Here is a 21,106-nt window from a genome sequence, read left to right as displayed (position 1 = left end):
TGTTAGTCTTTTATTACTTCGGCACAGCGAGGACACAGTCCCCGAGCATCTACATCCTCTGAGTATTTCCAGCAACGAGGGCATTTTTCTCCCTTCGCCTTGTCCACTGCCACAGTCAAACCTGTTTCTTCATCTTGCCATGTAATGGCCAGATTTCCAGTTTCTTCTACCCATTTAAAGTCAGAAACAATAGCAAACATGCCCCACTCTTCTGGAGTGAAAAGGGAATGGTCATAGTCTTTTGATATCTTAACTTCCACCCTTGCTTCAAGGGAATGTCCAATAATGTCCGACGTTCTTGCTGACTCAAGGGCACGGCTGACAGCTCCTCTGACCGTTAGCACCCGATCCCACTTATCTTCGAGTTCTGGTGCAATATGTTTTTTTTCAATTTCAGGCCAGTCTGAAAGGAATACGCTTTCTGGAAGACGGGCGTCTATCTTTATCATTTCCTGCCAGATCTCTTCTGCAGTGAAGCTGAGAATAGGTGCCAACATGCGGGTCAATGTAAGGAGAACTTGCCACATAGCTGTCTGGCAGCCTCGCCTTGATATTGAATCCGTTTCATCTGCATAGAGGCGGTCTTTGCTTACATCGAGGAAGAAGGAGCTCAGCTCTGTAACGCAGAACTGGTGAATTACAAATGTAGGCACATGGAATTCATATTCGTCGAAGCCATGGGTCGCCCGATCTACAACTTGATTCAATTTCGATAAAATCCATTTATCGATTTCAAGAAGCTCATTATAAGGAACTGTGTCTTTCGCTGGATCAAAATCCACAAGGTTGCCAAGAAGATAACGAGCCGTATTACGAATGCGGCGATAAGACTCTGTAAGGCTCTTGATAATACCTTCTGAGATTCGGATATCGTTTCTGTAGTCTGTAGAGGCCACCCAAAGTCTTAGTATATCTGCACCATATTTGTCCACCACTTCCTGAGGACGAACGACGTTCCCAAGGGATTTAGACATCTTTTTCCCTTCCCCGTCAACAATAAATCCGTGAGTGAGAACATTTCTATATGGGGCCTTTTTACGTATCGCAACTGATGTCAGGAGTGATGTCTGGAACCAACCGCGGTGCTGGTCGCTTCCTTCCAGGTACATATCAGCAGGCCATTTAAGTTCAGGTCTTGTTTCTAGAACTGAAAAATGGCTTACGCCTGAATCGAACCATACGTCCATAATGTTGGTATCTTTCACAAGTTGGCGGCTTCCGCAAGTCGGGCACTGCGCCAGGTTTCCAAGAAGCTCTTCAGGGGACAGTTTCCACCATACACTTGATCCCTCTTCTTTCACTTTAGCCTGAACAGCCCGGATCAATTCGGGTTTGAGGATGAGTTCGCCACATTCCTTACAGTAAAATGCTGGAATCGGAACACCCCATACTCGCTGTCTGCTGATGCACCAGTCGGAACGATCTCGTACCATGTTGTAAATGCGATCCTTTCCCCAGTCAGGAATCCAACGTACACTCTTCTCAATAATGTCGAGGGTTTCCTGCCTGAACTTGGAAACTGCTATGAACCACTGCTCTGTAGACCTGAATATAATGGGACGTTTACATCTCCAGCAATGGGGATAGGAGTGTTTAATTTTAACCTTTCCAAGGAGTCTTCCGCTTTCGGCAAGAAGGGCAAGAACTTTATTTGCCCCATCGTCGAGGGAAAGACCACCAACTATGGGTGTTTTGGGCAAGAAGTAGCCGCTGCCATCCACAGGGTTATAGATCTCTATTCCATACCGAACACCAGTTTCATAGTCTTCTACGCCGTGGCCGGGTGCAGTGTGAACACAACCAGTTCCCGTATCGAGCATGACATAATCAGCAAGAAGCAGGGGGGTTGTCCTATTAGGATAGAATGGGTGGATAGCTTTAGCGTGCTCAAGTTCTCTCCCTTTACAACGATGCAGAATTTCACCGAATTCCAGGCCTATTTCCTTTGTAACAGCTTCAAGAAGGGCTTCTGCTAGAAGATATACCTTGTCTCCACTCTCTACAAAAACATAGTCGTAGCCTGGGCCAAGGGCTACAGCCATACTGGCAGGGAGAGTCCAAGGGGTTGTTGTCCATACCACTACATTCACATCCCGCCCCTTTAAAACCTCGATGGAATCGCCAATTTCAGGCATTGAATAGGCAACGAAAATAGAAGGAGATGTTTCATCCCAGTATTCTATTTCAGCAGCAGCGAGCGCTGTCTGGCAATCAGTGCACCAGTACACTGGTTTATGCCCTTTATATACAAGCCCCAATTCAACCATGTCGGCAAAAGCTCCTAGTTGAGCGGCCTCATATTCCGAATGAAGAGTTACATAAGGGTTCTCCCAGTCGCCTACAACACCCAGGCGGATAAATTCATTTCGCTGAATGTCAAGATATTCGTAGGCATATTTAGTACATTTCTCTCGAAGCTCAACAGGATCAATGGCATCTTTTGTAATGCCATGGCTCTTAAGAACATGAAGTTCTATTGGTAGTCCATGGGTATCCCATCCGGGGACATAAGGGGAATAATATCCCTTCATAATTTTGTATTTGGGAATAAAATCTTTCAGGATTTTATTGAATGCTGTTCCAATATGTATGTTACCATTTGCATAGGGAGGTCCGTCATGAAGAATGAAGGACTCTTTCCCCTCCTGTTTTTTTAACATTTTGTGGTAAATATCGATGTCTTTCCAAAATTCAAGATATTCCGGCTCTCTCTTAGCGAGATTAGCTCTCATCGGGAAAGACGTTTGGGGAAGCTTAAGTGTATTCTTGTAGTCTGTAGCCAATGTTATGTACCTCCTTTCAAATAGGAAAAGGCCGTCTCTAAAAAAAAGAGACGGCAAATTCGTAACTTGTTGATTTTAGCACAAGTTGAAAACTTGTAAAATGTTACTCTGTCGTCCCGGCTTCTTTCTTTGCTTTTCTAACCTGAAGTATATGGATGCCTATGAGGATAATCAATCCTATGGCATCTGTTTGCCAACCAGGGATCAATAGACCTAGAGCTCCGCCCAGGGCAATAACCCGCTTCCACCAGGCCATTGAAGTTTTATAGTATCCAATAGTAGCCATCCCTAGCAAAAATACACCTAAAACAGCAGTGATAATCGCTAATATAAAGGGGAAAAGCTTAAAGTCAACAAGCACAAGCATTGGGTTATAAACGTAGATAAAAGGAACAAGAAACCCAGCCAGCGCCAACTTGACAGCTGTAACCCCTGTACGCATTGGATCTGCGCCCGCAATGCCAGCACCAGCATAGGCAGCAAGGGCTACAGGGGGACTAAGGTCAGCCGCTATGCCAAAATAAAGAACAAACATGTACGCTGCCATGGGCGGGACTCCCAGTTTGAAGAGCGCTGGAGCTGCCATAGTGCTAGTAACTATAAAGTTAGCTGTTGTTGGAAGACCTGCTCCAAGGAGAATACAGGCTACCATTGTAAGAAGCAATGTTGCCAAGAGCTTCCCTCCGGCTATGGCGACAATGGCACTCGCTATTCTCAAGCCTAACCCTGTTAACGTGGCTGTTCCTACAATAATGCCGACTGTGCCGCATGCACAGGCTACGCCAAGTGCTCCTTTTGCGCCATTTTCGAGCGCAAGTTTTAGTTTTTCGGGCGTAAGTCTTGTTTCCTTATTCAGAAAAGAAACAGCAATGCTGATTATTATCCCATTATAAGCAGCTTTCAGTGGCGTGTATCCCGCTAGCAGGAAATACACTATGCCAAAAAGGGGCAGTAAAAGATGCCCTTTAGTTTTCAAAAGTTTCAAAAGGCTTGGGAGTTTTTCCTTTGGAAGTCCCAACAGCCCGAGGCGTGTAGCTTCAAAGTGTACCTGAACCATAACCGCAAAATAATAAAGAAGGGCCGGAACTACTGCCGCAAGAGCTACCTGAACATAGGGAACCCCCATAAACTGGGCCATAATGAAGGCAGCTGCTCCCATAACAGGAGGCATGATTTGTCCTCCTGTTGAAGCCACCGCTTCTACTGCTCCGGCAAAGTGGGGCTTATATCCAACACTTTTCATCAGAGGGATAGTGAACATTCCCGTAGTACAGACATTCGCCACAGAGGACCCTGAAATTGAGCCCATAAAACCTGAGCTTAGGACAGCGACCTTGGCAGGCCCACCAGTAGCCCCACCAGCCATTGCCATGGCCAGGTCGATAATGAACCGCCCCATACCTGTTTGTTCCAATACAGATCCAAACAAAATGAACATAAACACAAAAGTAGCAGATACGCCCAAGGGAATGCCAAATACACCCTCTGTTCCTAGATACATGTGGTTAATAATCCTTTGGATATTAAACCCCCGATGCTGAAACATTTGAGGGAAATAGCGCCCAAAATAACAATAAAAAAGAAAGAAAATAGCGATACAGGGTAACACTGGACTTGATACTCTGCGCGTTGCTTCCAACAAGAGAATAATACCCATAAAACCAACAATGATATCCATGGTCGTTGGCAAACCAGCCCTATTCACAAGGTCTTCAAACTCAAAGAAGATATAAAGAGTTGCAAATGCAGCAAGGGCCGCCAGTACAAAATCGTACAATGGAATGCCGTCTCTTCTGCTTGTTTCTCGGGCAGGATACAATAAAAAAACAAGAACTAGAACAAAGGCCAGGTGCAAAGACCCCTGTTTCATAGCCAATAGCAAACCGAAACCAGACGTATAAAAATGAAAAAGTGACATTGCTACAGCAATGGCAGTAATAAGTATACCCTGCCACCCTAAAAGATCACGATATCTGGCTTCAGTGTCAAACTGACGTCTAAGTTCATCTAGATTGATTTCTGAATTTTGAGCTGCTTCTGTCTTTTCATTTGGCAGATTGTTCACGTCACCCAAAAATCTCCACCTCCAGTCAGTATGTAAATTATCAAATAATTATCTTTTTCTGAAAAGCAGTGGGACTTGTGTCACTTCAATGTAAAAAACACTATTGGGTATAAGTTGATATAAATCTAGCTTCCCAGTTGTTGAGGAATAAATCCAGTTTTTGCCTAATTCATCGTCGCCTATGCGAATACGTAAAACTTCCCATGTATAAGGGCTTCCCCGAATAACCATCCAATCTCTCTGCAACAAAAAACGCCCTCGTGGAGGCGGTTCTGTAGGGAGGCCAGCATTATGAGAACGAAAATGCTCCTCCCAAAGCCAAAGGCGAGGGCCTGACAACACATAAACATCTTCCACTGGAGTTTTTTCTACAGAATGAATGTAACCAGTTTTTATTTCGACTCCAGAGGGGGCTGGTGCTGAACAGAGTTCCCGATCCTGGGTTCGAAAAGAAAGAAAATGTACTGGTACAAAAAGAAGATAAAAGGCAGAAAAAAGAATGAGTGATATCAAGATGTTCGAGGTCCAACGTTTCGACGTTCTTACCCCCTCCCTGATTTTCAGTCTTTTCAGACTCATAGCCCACAAAGAGGATTATACCTGTTTTTAACGTTAATTGGCAACTGAAAGGGCAATATATGGCGGACCTGGGCCGATTCGAACGGCCGACCTACGGCTTAGGAGGCCGTCGCTCTATCCCCTGAGCTACAGGCCCGCTCGGGACGGCGATAATGTTATCATGAGGTACTTTTTCGTGCAATATGCTTTATTTTAAATTCCCCCTTGTCTTTTGTAGCTAATTGGATAGTATATAGAGAGAAAAAAGGAGGCGACGGCGTGTTTTCTGGGAAAAGACTATCCGAATTAAGAGTAAAACGGGGATTAACACAATTAGAACTAGCTGAAAAGCTAGGGGTATCTTTTCATACAATTCTCCGCTGGGAAAAAGAACGGCGATTCCCTGATGTTTTCCACCTCTCCATCCTTGCTGATGTCTTGGGAACAAGTGTAGCCTACCTTATGGGGGAGAAAAAAAATGGAAGCGGCAAATATTATGCTCTGGACATTGATAAGGAAGCCGTTATAGCGGTTCCTTTGCTTGACTCCTCTTTTGTTGCCTGTGCTGGATGGGGCTTTGGTGATATGGAAGGAATAGAGCCTGATTTTTGCGCTACTTTGATAGTGGCCAAAGACGATATAGGGCGGATAGGGGGAAAAAGCCCTTATGCTGTAAAAGTTGAAGGTGACAGCATGCAGGAAGCGGGGATTCCCGATGGGGCCCGAATTTCCGTGAATCCGGAAGAACCCATTTACAATGGCGACGCTGTTTTAGTGAAGTGGGGGCGGCGGGGAGATTTAGCTGTAAAGTGGTATTACGAATATAACGATCGTGTGGAGTTGCGCTCTTCAAATCCTGCCAAATACCCCCCAATCATTATTACGAAAGAAGAGATAGAACAAGAAGCGGAGGCTGGGAATATCGATTTTTTTAGGATATGCGGAAAGGTTATGGTTGTAAGTGTTATCCCCAAAAGGGGAATTTAAAGGATTGGGGGGAATACGTATGGGAATACAATTTACCAGATCGGATGGGAAACCACGGTCGATCCACGACGAACTGCTGGGGATTCTTATTCCTGCCCCTCCCGCAGCATTTTTATTCAAAGAAAACGGGGCTATTTGCATCGTCGATCGATCTGTATCTCCTTCCAACGGAGACAACGTCATTATTTACGATGAAAGTCAGGGATTTCAGCGAATCACCTTTAGCGAACGAGTTGATAATGAACAAGTATGGGGTGTTGTGACGTGGATTTGTCATGAAGCATGTGGCAGTAAAGCCAATAGTTCTGTGCGATTGTAATAATTTTTTTGTTTCATGCGAGAGAATTTACAGACCTGATCTGCAAAAGAAGCCGGTAATAGTTCTATCAAGCAATGATGGTTGTGTTGTGTCACGATCAAATGAGGCTAAAGCATTAGGGATTCCCATGGGAGTGCCATTCTTCCAAGTAGAAAAAGCATGCCGCCATTATGGGATTGCCGTTTTTTCCAGTAATTTTGAACTCTACCAGGACATTTCTTCCCGAGTTATGGCTGTTATGAAAGATAATGTTCCAACCGTAGAAGTATATTCTATAGACGAAGCCTTTTTGACCTTTGATTTGTCAAGTTATGCTCATATAGAAGAAAAAATGGCCCAGATTCGCAAGCAAGTCTATCAGTGGATTGGAATTCCGGTTTCCATTGGTGCTGCCTCCTCTAAGACTTTGACAAAACTTGCCGCTGAATATGGAAAGAAACACGAAGAAACAGGGGGTTGTTACAGCCTTCTGTCTTTAGCTTCTGAAGAAATGACAAACTTCCTCGAGAGAGTACCTGTAGGTAATATCTGGGGCATAGGGAAACAACTGGCTGTGCGCCTAGGAAAACATAGGATACGTACGGCAAGGGAGCTGCGTGATGTTCGAGATGAAAGAATTATGAAGATAATAGGCATGCCAGGGGTGAAAACGGCATGGGAGCTCAGGGGGATTCCCTGTATCAAAATAAAGGAAGCTGAAACCTTGCAGAAAACCCTTCAGGTTTCCCGCTCTTTTGGGAGAGAGATTAAAGATGTTGATGGAATCGCAGCAGCTATTACTCATTTTGTTTCATCAGCAGGAATTCGTCTTCGTCAGGAAAAGGCCCTGGCCGGAGCTATAAGCGTATATATTACGACAAATCGTTTTCTGACCCCTTACTATTCCAACAGTGCCAAGGTTCTAACTCCCTACCCTACAAACTATACACCCCAGCTCATAAAGCTGGCCCTGTTGGGGCTGGACAGGATTTACAAGCCTGGATATTCCTACACGAAGGCCGGCGTTACTTTAGAAGATCTATCGTCCCGCAGCTATATGCAAAGGTATCTTTTTGCCAAGGACGAAGGCGATGACGCAGATAAAAAACAGACCTTGATGGATGTAGTGGACGCCATAAACGAGAATGTCGGGGGAAAAATTATTTCACCTGCAATCCTTCATTTCAATGAGGGAAAGGAATGGGCCCCTCGCTCAAATTTGAAATCTCCTGCTTATACTACTCGATGGGAAGATGTTCCTTATATAGAAACTGCTGACTAAAACGTCTGTAAAAAGGGTTTTCCCTTTCTGTGTTTTCTTCGAAGAGCGTCACCGCAATTTCTGAATCCCGAGAAAGCTGCTTTGCCAATGCTTGGCGGTTCGAAAAACGTTTTTCGCTCCTCAGATATTCTTCGATGAATACCATTATTTTTTTGTTGTAAAGGTCATCTGAAAAACCCGGGATATGTACTTCTATCCTTAACCCTTTTACATCTGTAAATGTGGGATTCGACCCGATGTTGAGGGCTCCAGGATGAAAGGAACCGTCTATTATAACGGTCGCAGCATAGGTGCCGCTTGGCGGGATGATTTTATGGTCAGGAACAGTAAGGTTAGCAGTAGGGAACCCTAGCTCTCTTCCTCGATGGTGACCATGCACTACGGTTTCATATAAGAAGAAAGGGTAGCCTAACAAATACTTGGCCATTTGCATCCGCCCAGAAAGAACCTCACTCCGTATTACAGTGCTGCTTACTGCCAAACCATCTATTTCAAGGGTTGGGACAGGAGAGAAAAGAATGTTTTTCTTCTTGCAATATTGCCGCAAAAAAGCTATGTCACCCTTTCGGCCAGCTCCAAAACGGAAATTCTCTCCAACAACAATTCCGGTTACTGATGTTTGGCTTTCGAGCCTGCGCAGAAAATCCAGAGGGTTCAGAGCCGCAATATACTGATCAAAGGGCATCCATAGAATATTTTGAATATGAAGGGCTGAAGCTATCTGTCGCTTTTCAGCCTCTGTAAAAAGCAAAAAAAGACGATCTGGATTAAACACATACTGGGGATGAGGGGTAAAAGTTACTACTCCCCAAGTGTCGTTTTGTTCCACAGAGAGACGTTCAGCTTCTTTCAGAAGCAATTGATGCCCCTTATGAAAACCGTCAAAAGCGCCTATAACCTGAATCATTGCCTACCCCTCTTATTGTTCTAGAGAAAAAGATTAGTTTGCGGCTTAAAGAAAATATTGTTTTCTTTTTTTACAAACACGCCTAAAGAGATCAGATCCCTGCCGGTAAAACAGACAACTTCTTCTGTGGGTACCTGACCACGAGATTCGCAATGCAGTTTTCTAATTGAAATAAACATCCCGTTTTTTAGGTCATTCTCCGTTTGATCGTCTCCGGAAAAGACCGTGAAATGTCTTATAAATTCTCCTATAGACATTATGTGTTTGTCTATATCTTGTTCTGCTGCAGTTTCTAACTCTTCAAAAGAAATGGCCTGGTCTAAAGACAGCAGCCCGGTTTTTAATCTAGTTAGTTCCACCACAATAGCTCCACATCCTAGCATATAACCAAGATCTCTGACTATGCTTCGTATATAGGTCCCTTTGTGGCATTTAATAAAAAACGAAACTTGCCCCTCTTCTGAGATAGTGGAAGTACGCAGAATACTGGTTATTGTTACTGGACGCGGAGATATTTGGGGTTCAATCCCCTTTCGTTTAAGGTCAGATGCCCGCTTCCCATTAAGCTTAATAGCCGAAATAACTGGTGGTTTCTGCATTCGCATGCCCAGAAAAGCCGGTAATATCCTGTCTATGTCTTTATCCTGAATATGACGAAAGGGATAGGTAGCCGTTACGGTACCGTCATAGTCAAGTGTATCTGTCGTCGTTCCTAATTGTATCGTCACCATATATTCTTTAGGCAACATCATAACGTAGTTTGAAAGTCGTGTAGCCGCTCCTGCAAGAAGAACAAGAAGGCCATCAGCTGTGGAATCAAGAGTTCCGCCATGACCCACTTTTATTTTTTGTGGAAGTTTACGCCGAAAAGCAGAAACGCACTGAGCACTTCGTAACCCTCTTGGCTTATTAAGAAGGAGAAGACCTTCTATCATTGCATTGCCTCTTTCACAGACTCAGTGATAATAGCAATGGCTTCGGTGAGAGCAGCTTCTATATGACACCCTGCAGCCTGAATATGCCCGCCCCCGCCAAATTGTTGAGCAATTTCACGGGCTGAGATATCCCCCCGGGAACGAAGGCTTACTCTTACCTGATCTTGTTCCTCTACAAGGAGAACAGCAAACTCTGCTCCTTTAACTCGCAGCAGTTCATTAACCAGGCCCTCCGTATCAGCAGGCGAAGACCCAAGTTGAGAGAAATCCTGAAGAGAGAGCCACGAAAGAGAGGCCCTATCATCGACTATGAGCTGAACTCTTTCAAAAGCCTTTCCCCACAAATGCACGCTTTCTACAGGCTGGCTATAGAAAATCTTATGATTAAGATCTGAGGGAGAAACCCCCTTCAGAAGCAGTTCGGCTGCTGCCTGGTGGGTTCGGGGGGATGTAGAAGAAAACGAAAACTTCCCACTATCAGTGATGATAGCGGTGTAAAGTCCTATAGCAGTATTGTAGTCATATTGAGCATTGGCAAGATGGAACATATGCCAAAGGATCTCTCCTAACGAAGACGCGCTCTCATCAATATAGTTATAATCGCCATATCGTGTGTTGTCACCGTGGTGATCTATATTAAAGATTGGATGCTTCTCCTGCACAACTTCAAGACCTGGCACCGAACGTTCCAGGTTACTCGTGTCGAGGGAGATGACCGCTGTTTTTTCAGGGAAGGGCAACAGTTCGTTTATATGGGTGAAGATTTCGTACTGATCTGCCAAAGGCAAAAAATAATACGTTGAAGGGAGAGGGTCTACCCCTCCCCAACGAATATTTTTACCGTGCTCCATTCCGTATACAGCAAGTGATGATGCCGCCCCCACAGCGTCACCGTCTGGTTTTTGATGAGTAAGAATAATCCACGTGCGAAATGAACTTAAAAGAGAAAATATTTCCTGAAGGGTAATACTACTCTCCAAATTCATCTATTTGATCATCCTCGGCCGATAATTCATTGTTGCTGCTTTCTTTGATACTGTCTAAAAGCGCATCAATACGCCGTCCATAGTCCACTGAAGAATCTATTTCAAAACGTATCTCCGGTATCTGTCGAAGACGTAGCCGTTTCCCAAGTAAAGAGCGGATTGGACCAGCTACACTCTCTAAGGCCTTAAGCACAGCCTTACGCTGCTTCTGATCGAGAGTGACAAAAAAGACTGTAGCAACTTCAAGGTCTTTTGAACAAGATACTTCTGTAATAATAGCATCCTTTGCCACATCATTTTTTATTTTATACTCCAAAAGCAAACAAATTTCTCGCTGAAGCTGTTTGTTAATCCTCTGCATCCGATAAGTCGCCATAAGCATCTACCTCTTGCCAGAAATGAATAATATTAAACGTCGCCATTTCCCCTTCTCGTTCCAGGAAATTTTTCAGGGCTTCTATACGATCCTTACACATCCCATAAGAAGTTCCGACGAGAGAAAAGGCAAGATAGGCCTGATCCCATCGATTTTCCGGCCCCAAATCAATTGCTGAAACATTCCACCGGCGACGAATCTTGTCGATAAGGGACCTTACAACCTGCCGTCGTTCTTTTACACTTCGACATGCTGGAATATCTATTTGTACCTGAAAAAAACCTACATAGGGCAATATGCTCTCGTTATTTTTCATTATTCGAGATATCGTTTTTCCTCCACGAGTTCATAGGCTTCAACAACATCGCCTTCTCTGAAGTCTTGGTAGTTGGTAAAGCTCATGCCGCATTCATAACCTGCTTTCACTTCTTTTGCTTCGTCTTTAAAGCGTCGCAAGTTAGCCAGACTTCCAGTCCATATTACAACCCCATCCCGGATAATCCTCACCCTGCAATTACGCTTAATCATGCCTTCAGTAACATAGCAGCCAGCAATTTTACCAGCCTTAGGCACCTTAAAAACCTGTCTGATCTCTGCCTGCCCCAATTCTTCTTCTTTAATTGTGGGGGTGAGCATTCCTTCCAGAGCTGCCTTTACATCATCAACAACGTCATAGATGACATTGTACAGTCGGATTTGAACACCCTCTACTTCAGCAATCCTCTCAGCATTTTTGTCAGGTCTGACGTTAAAACCGATAACCACAGCATTAGAGGCAGTCGCGAGCATTATATCCGACTCAGCTATGCGGCCGACACCACGGTGAATAATATTAATACCCACCTCATTTGTTCCCATCTTCTCCAAAGCAGCACATAGAGCCTCGTTTGTTCCCTGTACGTCAGTTTTAACCAGAAGATTAAGCTGGGGGATTTCTCCCTCTTTCAACTGAGAGTAAAGCTCTTCAAGGGTGAGACGTTTCGCAGTCACGTTTTCACTTTCGCGTTTTTCCTGTTCTCTTTTTGATATTTCATCCCTTGCGCTCTTTTCATTATCCACCCGTACGAAGTGTTCGCCTGGCTGTGGAACAGAAGTGAGCCCCAAAATCTCCACAGGAGTGCTTGGCCCGGCTTTTAGAAACTGCCGTCCGCGAGAGTCGAGCATAGCTCTTATCTTTCCCCACGTTGTGTCGAGAAGAATAATATCTCCTTTGCGAAGAGTCCCCTGCTGAACTATCACTGTAGCGACAGGCCCCTTGCCTTTATCAAGATTCGCTTCAATTACTATTCCTTCCGGTGTAACTGTGGGATCAGCCCGAAGCTCTTCCATTTCTGCAACAAGAAGCACCATCTCTAAAAGATGTGGAACGCCTTCGCCAGTCTTAGCAGAAACATCAACCATGATTGAGTCTCCGCCCCACTCTTCTGGAACAAGACCAACATCGGAAAGCTGTTGTCTCACCCTGTCAGGACGTGCTGCGGGTTTATCTATTTTATTAACGGCCACTACTATGGGCACGCCTGCCGCACGGGCATGGTTGATCGCTTCTTTTGTCTGGGGCATAAGGCCATCATCGGCAGCTACAACAAGTATGGCTATATCCGTAGCCTGGGCACCTCGTGCCCGCATAGCTGTGAAAGCTTCGTGGCCTGGAGTGTCAAGAAAAACGATGTTCTTTCCCTCATAGGTCACAGTGGAAGCTCCAATGTGCTGAGTAATGCCCCCGGCTTCACGAGCAGTAATATTTGTCTGCCTGATATAGTCAAGCAGCGTGGTCTTCCCGTGGTCAACATGTCCCATTACCGTAACAATTGGTGGTCTGGGTTCCATGTGCTTCCCATGAAAAACGGGCCTGCCAGTTGCGACTTTCTCTTCTTCCGGTTCTTCATATTCAAAATCAATACCATACGCTTCACCCAAGGCTATAAGAATGGTTTCATCCACTTGAGCTCCCGCTGGCGCCATGATTCCTAAATCTAAAAGGGCTTTCACCGCTTCTGCTACTGGAACATCAATTACTTGAGCAACCTCTTTAACAGTTGCTGCTTCTCGAACACGTATGGTCTGTTTTTCCTTCACCTTTGTTTCCTCTTTCTGTGTTTTAGGTGGTTGTTTAGCTTCTTTTTTGCGTATAGTCTCTTCAACAAGTTGTGCTGCGTCGTTATCGATAGAGCTCATGTGAGTTTTAGCGTCAATGCCAAGATCCTCTAGCATTGTCAGTAAATCTTTGTTGCTTATTTCTAACATCTTGGCTAATTCATAAACTCTTATTTTACTCAAGCATATTTCCCCCTTCCGCTAGCAGGGCTTGTATTTTCTCCCCAAGTCCACTTCTTCGTGACAATGCCACGATTTGTGTACTCGTGGTTCCTATGGCCCTTGATACCTCTCCGCAAGTGAGGGGTATGTTGATTAAAATACTTTGCCCTTCCGCCATTTTGGCTGTTACGCTTCGCTTAACACCAGAAGAAGCATCAGAAGCCAAAAGGACGAGGAGCCCCTCTTTATTTTTCTTTAACTTTTTATTTATTTCATCTACCCCTATTGTGAGCAGGCCAGCTCTGCGAGCCAGCCCGAGAACAGAAGAAAGCTCTTGTTCTATCAACGTTGCTCTCCTTCTACTATGGCAATTAACTCATCATAAATAGAATTATCCACCGAACAACGCAATGCTCTGGCCAAAGAGTGCTTTTTTCGGGCCTTCTCTATGCATTCCATATCCGAGCAAAGATAAGCTCCCCGCCCCGGTTTCTTGCCTGTTCTGTCGATAGTTACTATACCATCAGGAGACCGAACAATTCGAATTAGGGTTTTCTTCGGGCTTTCAGAGAGACAGCCTATGCAAGTTCTTGGCTTTCTGCGCTTTTCATCTGCCATAGAGGACAACTCCTCTTACTCTATAATATCCTGAAAAATATCCTGCAGTGTAGGCATGCGCTCAGGCTCCAGCGCCTTGATATCTATTTTCCAGCTTGTTAACCGTGCTGCCAGACGCACATTTTGGCCAGCCTTGCCAATAGCAAGGGAGAGTTGATCCGGTCTTGCATATACAGTAACAGCCTTATCCTGCTCAAGAACTGGTTCTATCTTTACAATTTTTGCAGGCGACAGCGAGTTGCGAATAAAAATTAAAGGATCGCTGCTCCATATGATAACATCTATTTTTTCTCCTGAAAGCTCCTGGCTGATAGATTTGATACGAGCTCCATTATTTCCTACACAGGCGCCAACGGGATCCACATTAATATCCAAGGTCTGAACTGCTACCTTAGCTCTGGTACCGGCTTCCCTGACAATGCTTTTTATTTCAATGATCCCTTCCTGAATCTCAGGCACTTCAAGCTCAAGAAGTTTACGCAGTAATCCCGGATGGGTTCTGGAAACGACTATTCTAGGACCCCGTGTCGTTTGTCGTACATCAAGTAGATAGAACTTAAGTCGTTCGCCAGGAGTGTATTTTTCACTGATAACACGCTCTTCCTTCGGCAGAATCGCTTCTGTTCGGTCATTTAGACGCACAAGAACCTGATCATTTTCGGATTTAAAAATGATTCCATTGACAAGATCTCCTACTCGACCGGAAAACTCTTCGAAAATAATTTGTCGTTCTGCATCCTTAAGTTTTTGAATAATAACCTGCCTGGCAGTCTGCGCAGCTATACGTCCAAAGTTCTCAGGGTTTTTTTCTATTCTTACATACTCATTCACTTCCACATCTGTAAACCCAAGCTTTTGGACATCTATAAGACTGATTTGAGTATCAGGGTTGTCTACTTCATCTACGACAAGCCTTACTTCATAGATAGAAACATTTCCACTTTCAAGATCGATATGGACTTCGGCATTCCTGTCTCCACCCTGATATTTTTTATACGCTGAAATAAGCGCCGCCTCCAGACTTGACGCTATGACCTCTGAGGTCAGCCCCCGTTCCGCCGTTAACTGTTTCAATGCACGGACGAAATCACGCCCAAGCTGCATAGTACTCCTCCTCCTCTATTGGTCGTAAACAAGGTTCCCTTTTTGAATAGAAGCAAAGGGAATTTCTACTATTTGATCTGATTCTTCCAGTTGAACGCATACAGTTTTTGTTGCATTGTTCACTGAAAGTATTGTCCCGGTAAAACGTTTCCGCCCCTCTACTAATATTTGACAACGAATTTTTACCTTTTTGCCAACAAATCGGGCATAGTCATCGAGGGAAAAAAGAGGCCTGTCCAACCCAGCAGACCCTACTTCAAGAAAATAACGATCTGGAAGAGCGGAGTCGTTTTCATCAAGATAACGGCTGAGACTGCGAGATACTGTTTCACAATCTTTTACAGTAATGCCACCGAGCACATCAATATAGACTTTAACATAAAGGTTTTTTGATTCCTGAGCAAAAACTACTCCTACGCATTCATATCCCAAACTTTCGACAATCTGGCGAAGAGAAGCAGATAGTTTTTCTTTATCAAATAATGGTTTAGACACGATCTTCTCCCCCTTTATAGCCTTTGAGCGTTAAACAAAAAACAAAGAGTGGGCGAAACCCACTCTTTGAAAATAAACACATAACATCTCGCGCATTATGTACTGCTGCATAGTATAGCACGTTTTATGTTTTTTTTACAATACTATAAAACAAATGGCAACGGCGCACTAAAGACACAGTCCCTATTCAATCCAGTAGTTTGGGGCCTCCTTTGTCACGACCACATCGTGAGGATGGCTTTCCTTGACTGACGACGGCGTTATTTTGACAAAACGTGCTATACTATGCAGATCTTCAATGGTCTTTGCCCCTACATATCCCATTCCGGCTCTCAAGCCGCCTACGAGCTGGTAAACTACCGCTCCTAAGGGACCCTTATGAGGAGCAAGCCCTTCTATGCCTTCTGGAACAAGTTTTTCGGCAGTAGCGCTTTCCTGAAAATATCTGTCTTTGCTACATCCTTCTTTCATTGCTCCCAGAGAACCCATGCCACGATAGCTCTTAAAAGACCGTCCCCTGTAGATAACAACTTCTCCGGGGCTTTCTTCTGTGCCGGCAAAAAGCGAACCTATCATCACGCTATCTGCCCCACCAGCCAAAGCTTTTACGATATCTCCAGAATAACGAATGCCTCCATCTGCTATTACTTTTCTACCTCGCTCATGGGCAACCTTGGCAACATTAAAAACAGCTGAAAGCTGCGGGACTCCAATTCCTGCGATAACTCGCGTTGTACAGATAGAACCAGGCCCAACTCCTACTTTTACTGCGTCTACACCTGAGTCAATGAGTGCTATGGCAGCTTCAGCCGTAGCAATATTCCCGCCAATAAGGGGAATGTCCTTATTCTTTCTGCGTATTTCTCTAATAGTCTGAAGCACTTTAGACGAATGCCCGTGGGCCGTATCTACAACTATAAGGTCTACACCACACTTTATAAGGGCCTCTGCTCTTTCGAAGACATCAGCGCCTGTTCCCACTGCGGCTCCAACACGAAGGCGTCCATGACCATCCTTGCACGCGCTAGGAAAGTCCTTTACTTTTTGAATATCTTTTATTGTGATGAGCCCTTTAAGTTTGTTGTTTTTATCAACAAGAGGCAATTTTTCTATCTTATGCCGCATCAAAATGTCTTTAGCTTCTTCAAGAGTCGTTCCTTCAGGACCCGTAATAAGACGCTCGTGTGTCATTAAGGCCGAGATGTCCTGTTCAAAGTTTGTAACAAAACGAAGATCCCTGTTTGTTATAATTCCAACAAGTTTCTGGCTATGGTCTACAATAGGAACCCCTGATATGTGGTAGTGCTCCATGAGCTCCACTGCCTGCTTAACCTTATCTTGCGGATGAAGAAAAAAAGGATCGACGATAATTCCTGCCTCTGAACGTTTAACCATGTCCACTTCTTTTGCCTGTCTCTCTATAGGCATATTTCTATGAACAACGCCTAGACCGCCTTCTCGCGCAATAGCTATGGCAAGACGACCATCTGTGACAGTATCCATAGCAGCGCTACAGATAGGGGCATTCATCTGAATATCAGGTGTAAGGTAGGTACTTACATCAACCAGTGATGGAAGAACCTCACTGTAACCAGGTTCAAGAAGCACATCATCAAAGGTAAACCCTTCATAGGGTACAAATTTGTTTTCTATTGACATGAAATAACCTCCTCTTTCATTTCTCTATGCTCTTTCAAGCCGTCGAAGAGTTTCTGATCTCCCTAATGCCGCCATTTCCAAAGGAATTGCCGGCCCTTTTTCTTCTCCCGACAGAAGAAGTCTCAATGGATGAAAAAACTCCTTCCCCTTCAGCTTTTTTCCCTTTTGCCAACTTCGGAGAGTCTTGTCAAGAATGGCAGGTTCCCATTCTTGTGTCTGGCGAAGTATCTCAATAATTTCAGGCTTCCACTCTGGTGATAAATTTTCTTTTACTTCGCTCAAATCAGGAGAGTCAAAAAGCCATTTGGAAGATTCTAAAACTTCAAGGACTGTAAGGCAAGCCCCCGAAATATCTTCGAGTAATAAATGTAAAAACCGGAGGTTCATTGCGAGAATCTTAGCTGTTATTGATGAGTCAAGCTTTATAAATTCTTCAAGAAGCCATTGTGGCCCTCTTGCCCTCAAAGCCTGCGATTGCCAGTGGTCTAGATGTGTTTCATCGTGGACAGGCGACGATGAGGCTATTCTTTCAAGAGAAAACGCCATGATGATTTCTTCCTTGTCCAAAAGATTGACGGATGAATCCGGCGCCCAGCTTAAAGTAGAGAGATATGCTATGAGAGCTTCTGGCAAATATCCTTTCTCCCTAAATCCCCTAATGGCGTCCGCTCCCGTCCGCTTACTTAATTTTTGTCTATCCATGCTCACTATCATTGGAACATGGCCGAAAAACGGGGAAGATAAACCCAGGGCTTTTTGTATAAGAATTTGCAGTACAGCATTTTTAATATGCTCATCACCGCGAATTACATGGGTAATATGCATAAGGGCGTCGTCCAGTGCTGCAGTAAAAAGATAGGTAGGCCAATTATCAGATCGCTGAACTACAAAATCACCGATTTCTGCATAATCAAAAGAAATGTCCCCATGGATAAGGTCACTCAATACAAAGGATCCTGATTCCGGCACTGCAAACCGCCAGCAGGGGCGTTCACCCTCAGCTATTTTGGGGCCGATTTCTTCGGTGGAAAGGAAGCGGCAACGCCCTTCGTAGCGTGGGGGCTTGCTGTTCTCCAACTGCCGCCGACGATCTTCCGCCAGCTGTTCAGGAGTACAGAAACAGGGATATATAGCCCCTTTTTCTTTAAGAATTTTTAAATAGTGCTCGTAATATTCAAAGCGTTGACTTTGAGTATAGGGGCCATAGGAACCGCCGGACCACGGGTTTTCATCAGAACAAAGGCCAAGCCACGTAAGATCTTCATTGAGCATTTCAGCGTATTCATGCCGTGATCGTTCCTGATCAGTATCTTCTATTCTCAGAATAAATTGCCCTCTGTTTTTTTTAGCAAACAGCCAATTAAAAAGAGCTGTCCGTGCTCCCCCAATGTGGAGCAATCCCGTTGGCGAGGGAGCAAAACGTGTGCGTATCATTCATTAAACCTCCCATTGCGAGAAAGAGTCGCCGTTGCAGTACAAATCATACATTGTGCATTTCCTACCAGCCCTATATGCTCACCGGATTTCACTTTAAGATGAACTATCAGCTTCTTATCGCAGCAATGGCACAGCCCACTCTGTAACTTTTCTACAATAACGTCTATATAAGAAGCCAAAGGCGGAACCTGGGCTTGCAGGGTAACATCAACCCACTCAATATTCCATCTGTCACGTTGAAGTAGCGATGCCACTTCTTTTAACAGATCGAAAGAATAGGCATCCTTATATGATGGCTCTGACGCTGGGAAGAGTATGCCTATGTCGGGAAGACCAGCAGCTCCCAAAAGTGCGTCCATTACAGCATGAGTTATAACATCCCCATCAGAGTGGCCTTCGAGGCCTAAGGGGGAGTCTATTGTAACCCCACCGAGAACTAGAATCCTGGAGGGAGTAAGGGGATGGATATCGAACCCTTGTCCGGTGCGGTATTCTTTTTTATTTCTCATGAGCATTTCAGCCATTTGAAAGTCCTGCGGGTATGTTATTTTCATGTTGAAGGAATCCCCTTCTACTTTTTTTAGAGACCCTTTAAATTTTAGCCATACTTCTGCTTCGTCCCTATAGGAATCAGCTCCTTCTTTCAAGACGGTCAATAAACCACACCGTGGAAAGGCCTGAGGAGTCTGGGTTATGTATAGATTTTCCCTTGACAGAGGCAAAATGGCTTCCTGATTTTGTATCGTTTCAACCTTCTTAAGGGCATCGGTAATCGGCAATACTGGGATGACGCCACATTCCGAATCCATAGCCTCTATAATTCTATGACAAAGGTTTACTGATAAGAACGGCCTGGCTGCGTCATGAACCAAAACGTACTCACAACCCGCTCCTTTGAGCCCATTTCTCACAGATTCTGTGCGGCTTTGTCCTCCTGCAGTTACAGTACAGTTTTGAGAAGAACCACTCAATACGGCAACTTCTTTTCTTATCTGCTCTACAGCAAAGGGCGGAACAACGATAACTATTTCATGGATGGCCTTTTTCATAAATAGCTCCCAGGCCGTAAAAAAACTCCATTGCCACAGAGGTTTCCCTCCGAGCCTACGAAATTGTTTGGGAGAGCCACCCATGCGCTCTCCCAAACCTGCAGCCACTATAATGAAGGAAAACCGTTTCATACCCGAACCTCTCGGCGAATTCGTCCGAAGACCATCCGCCCAGCTGAGGTCTGAAGCATAGAAGTAACAACTACTTCTACTCGTTTACCCACATATTCCTCTCCATCTTCAACGACAAGCATGGTTCCATCGTCGAGGTAGCCAACACCCTGATGGGGTTCCTTACCTTCCCGTATGACATCAACTATTATGGATTCTCCTGGCAAAAGCATAGGTTTCAAGGCATTGGCAAGATCGTTTACGTTGAGAACTGTGACACCCTGGATCTGCGCTATCTTATTAAGATTATAATCAGTGGTTAATATTTCTCCGCCTATTTGCTGGGCAAGAGCCACGAGCCCGCTATCCACAGTTTCAACTTTCAATTGTTTCAGCGTCACTTCCATAATTTCAACTTCAAGGGTCGAAAGTTTTTGTAGCTCATTTACAACATCAAGTCCCCTTCTTCCCCTTGTCCTGCGGGCTGGATCAGTTGAATCCGCTACGGCTTGCAGTTCTAATAATATAAAGCGAGGTAAGACAAGGACACCTTCCATAAAACCCGTTCGGGCAATGTCGAGAATTCGGCCGTCAATGATTACGCTGGTATCGAGTATCTTTCTTGGAGGGCACCATTCCTCTTCTAAAATCTCTTCACCGGCAACGCCCTTTTTACCCCGAATTTTCCTGGTCGTCAAGCGCTCTTTAAGGGCTCCTAAATTAAAGACTCCTCTTATATCCTCTTGCCGTTTCCAAAAAATTCTAGCGCCAAGGTATCCTAGAACAATGTTCAGTACCACAGCAATGTAGCTTCCAACAGGTAAATCAAAAAATGGAACAGCTATTAGATTGGCGATCAATAGACCGACAATAAGACCTAATATTGCAGAAGAAATGTCTTGCCAGCTCAACCCTTTGAGGTGAAATTCAAATAAGGCCCCAATAAAGCCAAGTCCTTTAAGCAGCAAAGGCGTTATTGCCCACCCTATGAGGGCAAATATGGCTACACAGGCTACCACAAAGAAAATCTCTTTCGCCAACCAGCCGGGCATCCATAAACGAAAAATTTCTGATACAGGTGCAGGAATAAAGGGCATGGCCAACATGGCTATCTGATATCCTGCTATTCCAAAGAAAACCATCATAAGCATTCTACACAATCTTTTGATCATGTTGTTAAAGCCGTCTGTCATACAC

General features: G+C 44.5%; 20 protein-coding genes and 1 tRNA gene. 3 read left to right on the top strand and 18 right to left on the bottom strand.

Features of this window, described 5'->3' with window-relative positions:
- Positions 1-2 precede the first annotated feature (2 nt).
- From ileS to B2U56_RS07675, 4 genes are all read right to left on the bottom strand, one after another.
- Positions 3-2,783, bottom strand: coding sequence for an isoleucine--tRNA ligase (gene ileS, locus B2U56_RS07690; protein WP_286953080.1), 2,781 nt, complete (start codon positions 2,781-2,783; stop codon positions 3-5).
- Positions 2,784-2,886: 103 nt separating this feature from the next.
- Positions 2,887-4,857: a TRAP transporter permease gene (locus B2U56_RS07685; protein ID WP_286953079.1), complete on the bottom strand. Its 1,971-nt coding sequence runs from the start codon at positions 4,855-4,857 to the stop codon at positions 2,887-2,889.
- Between the two features lie 39 nt (positions 4,858-4,896).
- Positions 4,897-5,361, bottom strand: a complete 465-nt coding sequence (locus tag B2U56_RS07680; protein ID WP_286953078.1) for a DUF1850 domain-containing protein — start codon at positions 5,359-5,361, stop codon at positions 4,897-4,899.
- A 126-nt stretch (positions 5,362-5,487) separates the two neighbouring features.
- Positions 5,488-5,563, bottom strand: a tRNA-Arg gene (locus B2U56_RS07675).
- A 122-nt stretch (positions 5,564-5,685) separates the two neighbouring features.
- On the opposite strand from B2U56_RS07675, the gene B2U56_RS07670 reads away from it, so the two are divergent.
- Genes B2U56_RS07670 through B2U56_RS07660 form a run of 3 tightly spaced genes read left to right on the top strand, consistent with a single transcriptional unit; the run spans position 5,686 to position 7,973 of the window.
- Positions 5,686-6,393, top strand: coding sequence for a LexA family protein (locus B2U56_RS07670; protein ID WP_286953077.1), 708 nt, complete (start codon positions 5,686-5,688; stop codon positions 6,391-6,393).
- A gap of 19 nt (positions 6,394-6,412) precedes the next feature.
- Entirely contained in the window at positions 6,413-6,712 is a 300-nt protein-coding gene (locus B2U56_RS07665) for a hypothetical protein (RefSeq protein ID WP_286953076.1), read from the top strand.
- On the top strand, positions 6,669-7,973 hold the full coding sequence (locus B2U56_RS07660; RefSeq protein ID WP_286953074.1) for a Y-family DNA polymerase: 1,305 nt from the start codon (positions 6,669-6,671) through the stop codon (positions 7,971-7,973). The genes B2U56_RS07665 and B2U56_RS07660 overlap by 44 nt, the downstream gene beginning before the upstream one ends.
- On the opposite strand, the gene ribF is transcribed toward B2U56_RS07660, so the two are convergent.
- The 14 genes from ribF to B2U56_RS07590 all read right to left on the bottom strand — a co-directional run bounded on the left by ribF (position 7,930) and on the right by B2U56_RS07590 (position 21,102).
- On the bottom strand, positions 7,930-8,880 hold the full coding sequence (gene ribF, locus B2U56_RS07655) for a riboflavin biosynthesis protein RibF (RefSeq protein WP_286953073.1): 951 nt from the start codon (positions 8,878-8,880) through the stop codon (positions 7,930-7,932). The two genes, B2U56_RS07660 and ribF, sit on opposite strands and share 44 nt — an antisense overlap.
- A gap of 20 nt (positions 8,881-8,900) precedes the next feature.
- Positions 8,901-9,815 (bottom strand): tRNA pseudouridine(55) synthase TruB, encoded by a 915-nt coding sequence (truB, locus tag B2U56_RS07650; protein ID WP_286953072.1) that lies wholly within the window; start codon positions 9,813-9,815, stop codon positions 8,901-8,903.
- Positions 9,812-10,801 carry a DHH family phosphoesterase gene (locus tag B2U56_RS07645; protein ID WP_286953070.1) on the bottom strand — a complete coding sequence of 330 codons (990 nt, stop codon included), beginning with the start codon at positions 10,799-10,801 and terminating at the stop codon, positions 9,812-9,814. Before B2U56_RS07645 ends, truB begins: the two co-directional genes overlap by 4 nt.
- Positions 10,785-11,177 (bottom strand): 30S ribosome-binding factor RbfA, encoded by a 393-nt coding sequence (rbfA, locus tag B2U56_RS07640; protein WP_013048358.1) that lies wholly within the window; start codon positions 11,175-11,177, stop codon positions 10,785-10,787. The genes B2U56_RS07645 and rbfA overlap by 17 nt, the downstream gene beginning before the upstream one ends.
- On the bottom strand, positions 11,149-11,493 hold the full coding sequence (locus B2U56_RS07635) for a DUF503 domain-containing protein (protein ID WP_286953068.1): 345 nt from the start codon (positions 11,491-11,493) through the stop codon (positions 11,149-11,151). Before B2U56_RS07635 ends, rbfA begins: the two co-directional genes overlap by 29 nt.
- Positions 11,493-13,457, bottom strand: a complete 1,965-nt coding sequence (gene infB / locus B2U56_RS07630; RefSeq protein ID WP_286953065.1) for a translation initiation factor IF-2 — start codon at positions 13,455-13,457, stop codon at positions 11,493-11,495. Before infB ends, B2U56_RS07635 begins: the two co-directional genes overlap by 1 nt.
- The gene (locus B2U56_RS07625; protein WP_286953062.1) at positions 13,450-13,782 is read right to left on the bottom strand and encodes a L7Ae/L30e/S12e/Gadd45 family ribosomal protein; all 333 of its coding nucleotides are present in this window, start codon (positions 13,780-13,782) and stop codon (positions 13,450-13,452) included. The genes infB and B2U56_RS07625 overlap by 8 nt, the downstream gene beginning before the upstream one ends.
- Positions 13,779-14,054, bottom strand: a complete 276-nt coding sequence (rnpM, locus tag B2U56_RS07620; protein ID WP_286953060.1) for an RNase P modulator RnpM — start codon at positions 14,052-14,054, stop codon at positions 13,779-13,781. Before rnpM ends, B2U56_RS07625 begins: the two co-directional genes overlap by 4 nt.
- A 15-nt stretch (positions 14,055-14,069) precedes the next feature.
- The gene (gene nusA, locus B2U56_RS07615; RefSeq protein ID WP_286953059.1) at positions 14,070-15,158 is read right to left on the bottom strand and encodes a transcription termination factor NusA; all 1,089 of its coding nucleotides are present in this window, start codon (positions 15,156-15,158) and stop codon (positions 14,070-14,072) included.
- Positions 15,159-15,173: 15 nt separating this feature from the next.
- Positions 15,174-15,653, bottom strand: a complete 480-nt coding sequence (gene rimP, locus B2U56_RS07610; protein WP_286953058.1) for a ribosome maturation factor RimP — start codon at positions 15,651-15,653, stop codon at positions 15,174-15,176.
- 183 nt (positions 15,654-15,836) lie between these two features.
- Positions 15,837-17,312, bottom strand: a complete 1,476-nt coding sequence (guaB, locus tag B2U56_RS07605) for an IMP dehydrogenase (RefSeq protein WP_286953057.1) — start codon at positions 17,310-17,312, stop codon at positions 15,837-15,839.
- Between the two features lie 24 nt (positions 17,313-17,336).
- Positions 17,337-18,746 carry a glutamate--tRNA ligase gene (gltX, locus tag B2U56_RS07600; protein ID WP_286953056.1) on the bottom strand — a complete coding sequence of 470 codons (1,410 nt, stop codon included), beginning with the start codon at positions 18,744-18,746 and terminating at the stop codon, positions 17,337-17,339.
- On the bottom strand, positions 18,743-19,930 hold the full coding sequence (ispF, locus tag B2U56_RS07595; RefSeq protein WP_286953055.1) for a 2-C-methyl-D-erythritol 2,4-cyclodiphosphate synthase: 1,188 nt from the start codon (positions 19,928-19,930) through the stop codon (positions 18,743-18,745). The genes gltX and ispF overlap by 4 nt, the downstream gene beginning before the upstream one ends.
- Positions 19,927-21,102, bottom strand: coding sequence for a PIN/TRAM domain-containing protein (locus B2U56_RS07590; RefSeq protein ID WP_286953054.1), 1,176 nt, complete (start codon positions 21,100-21,102; stop codon positions 19,927-19,929). Before B2U56_RS07590 ends, ispF begins: the two co-directional genes overlap by 4 nt.
- Between the last annotated feature and the right edge of the window lie 4 nt (positions 21,103-21,106).

Origin of the sequence: Aminobacterium sp. UBA4987, assembly GCF_002396985.1 — a bacterium.
GTDB lineage: Bacteria > Synergistota > Synergistia > Synergistales > Aminobacteriaceae > Aminobacterium > Aminobacterium colombiense.
The sequence above is the reverse complement of the archived record's forward strand: the minus strand, read 5'-3'. Positions and strand labels throughout refer to the sequence as shown.

Bases quoted from the DNA above. Each gene is read 5' to 3' on its own strand.
- B2U56_RS07665 (WP_286953076.1), top strand. From the start codon at position 6,413: ATGGGAATACAATTTACCAGATCGGATGGGAAACCACGGTCGATCCAC.
- B2U56_RS07660 (WP_286953074.1), top strand. From the start codon at position 6,669: ATGAAGCATGTGGCAGTAAAGCCAATAGTTCTGTGCGATTGTAATAAT.
- ribF (WP_286953073.1), bottom strand. From the start codon at position 8,880: ATGATTCAGGTTATAGGCGCTTTTGACGGTTTTCATAAGGGGCATCAA.
- truB (WP_286953072.1), bottom strand. From the start codon at position 9,815: ATGATAGAAGGTCTTCTCCTTCTTAATAAGCCAAGAGGGTTACGAAGT.
- B2U56_RS07645 (WP_286953070.1), bottom strand. From the start codon at position 10,801: ATGAATTTGGAGAGTAGTATTACCCTTCAGGAAATATTTTCTCTTTTA.
- rbfA (WP_013048358.1), bottom strand. From the start codon at position 11,177: ATGGCGACTTATCGGATGCAGAGGATTAACAAACAGCTTCAGCGAGAA.
- B2U56_RS07635 (WP_286953068.1), bottom strand. From the start codon at position 11,493: ATGAAAAATAACGAGAGCATATTGCCCTATGTAGGTTTTTTTCAGGTA.
- rnpM (WP_286953060.1), bottom strand. From the start codon at position 14,054: ATGGCAGATGAAAAGCGCAGAAAGCCAAGAACTTGCATAGGCTGTCTC.
- nusA (WP_286953059.1), bottom strand. From the start codon at position 15,158: ATGCAGCTTGGGCGTGATTTCGTCCGTGCATTGAAACAGTTAACGGCG.
- guaB (WP_286953057.1), bottom strand. From the start codon at position 17,312: ATGTCAATAGAAAACAAATTTGTACCCTATGAAGGGTTTACCTTTGAT.
- gltX (WP_286953056.1), bottom strand. From the start codon at position 18,746: ATGATACGCACACGTTTTGCTCCCTCGCCAACGGGATTGCTCCACATT.
- ispF (WP_286953055.1), bottom strand. From the start codon at position 19,930: ATGAAACGGTTTTCCTTCATTATAGTGGCTGCAGGTTTGGGAGAGCGC.
- B2U56_RS07590 (WP_286953054.1), bottom strand. From the start codon at position 21,102: ATGACAGACGGCTTTAACAACATGATCAAAAGATTGTGTAGAATGCTT.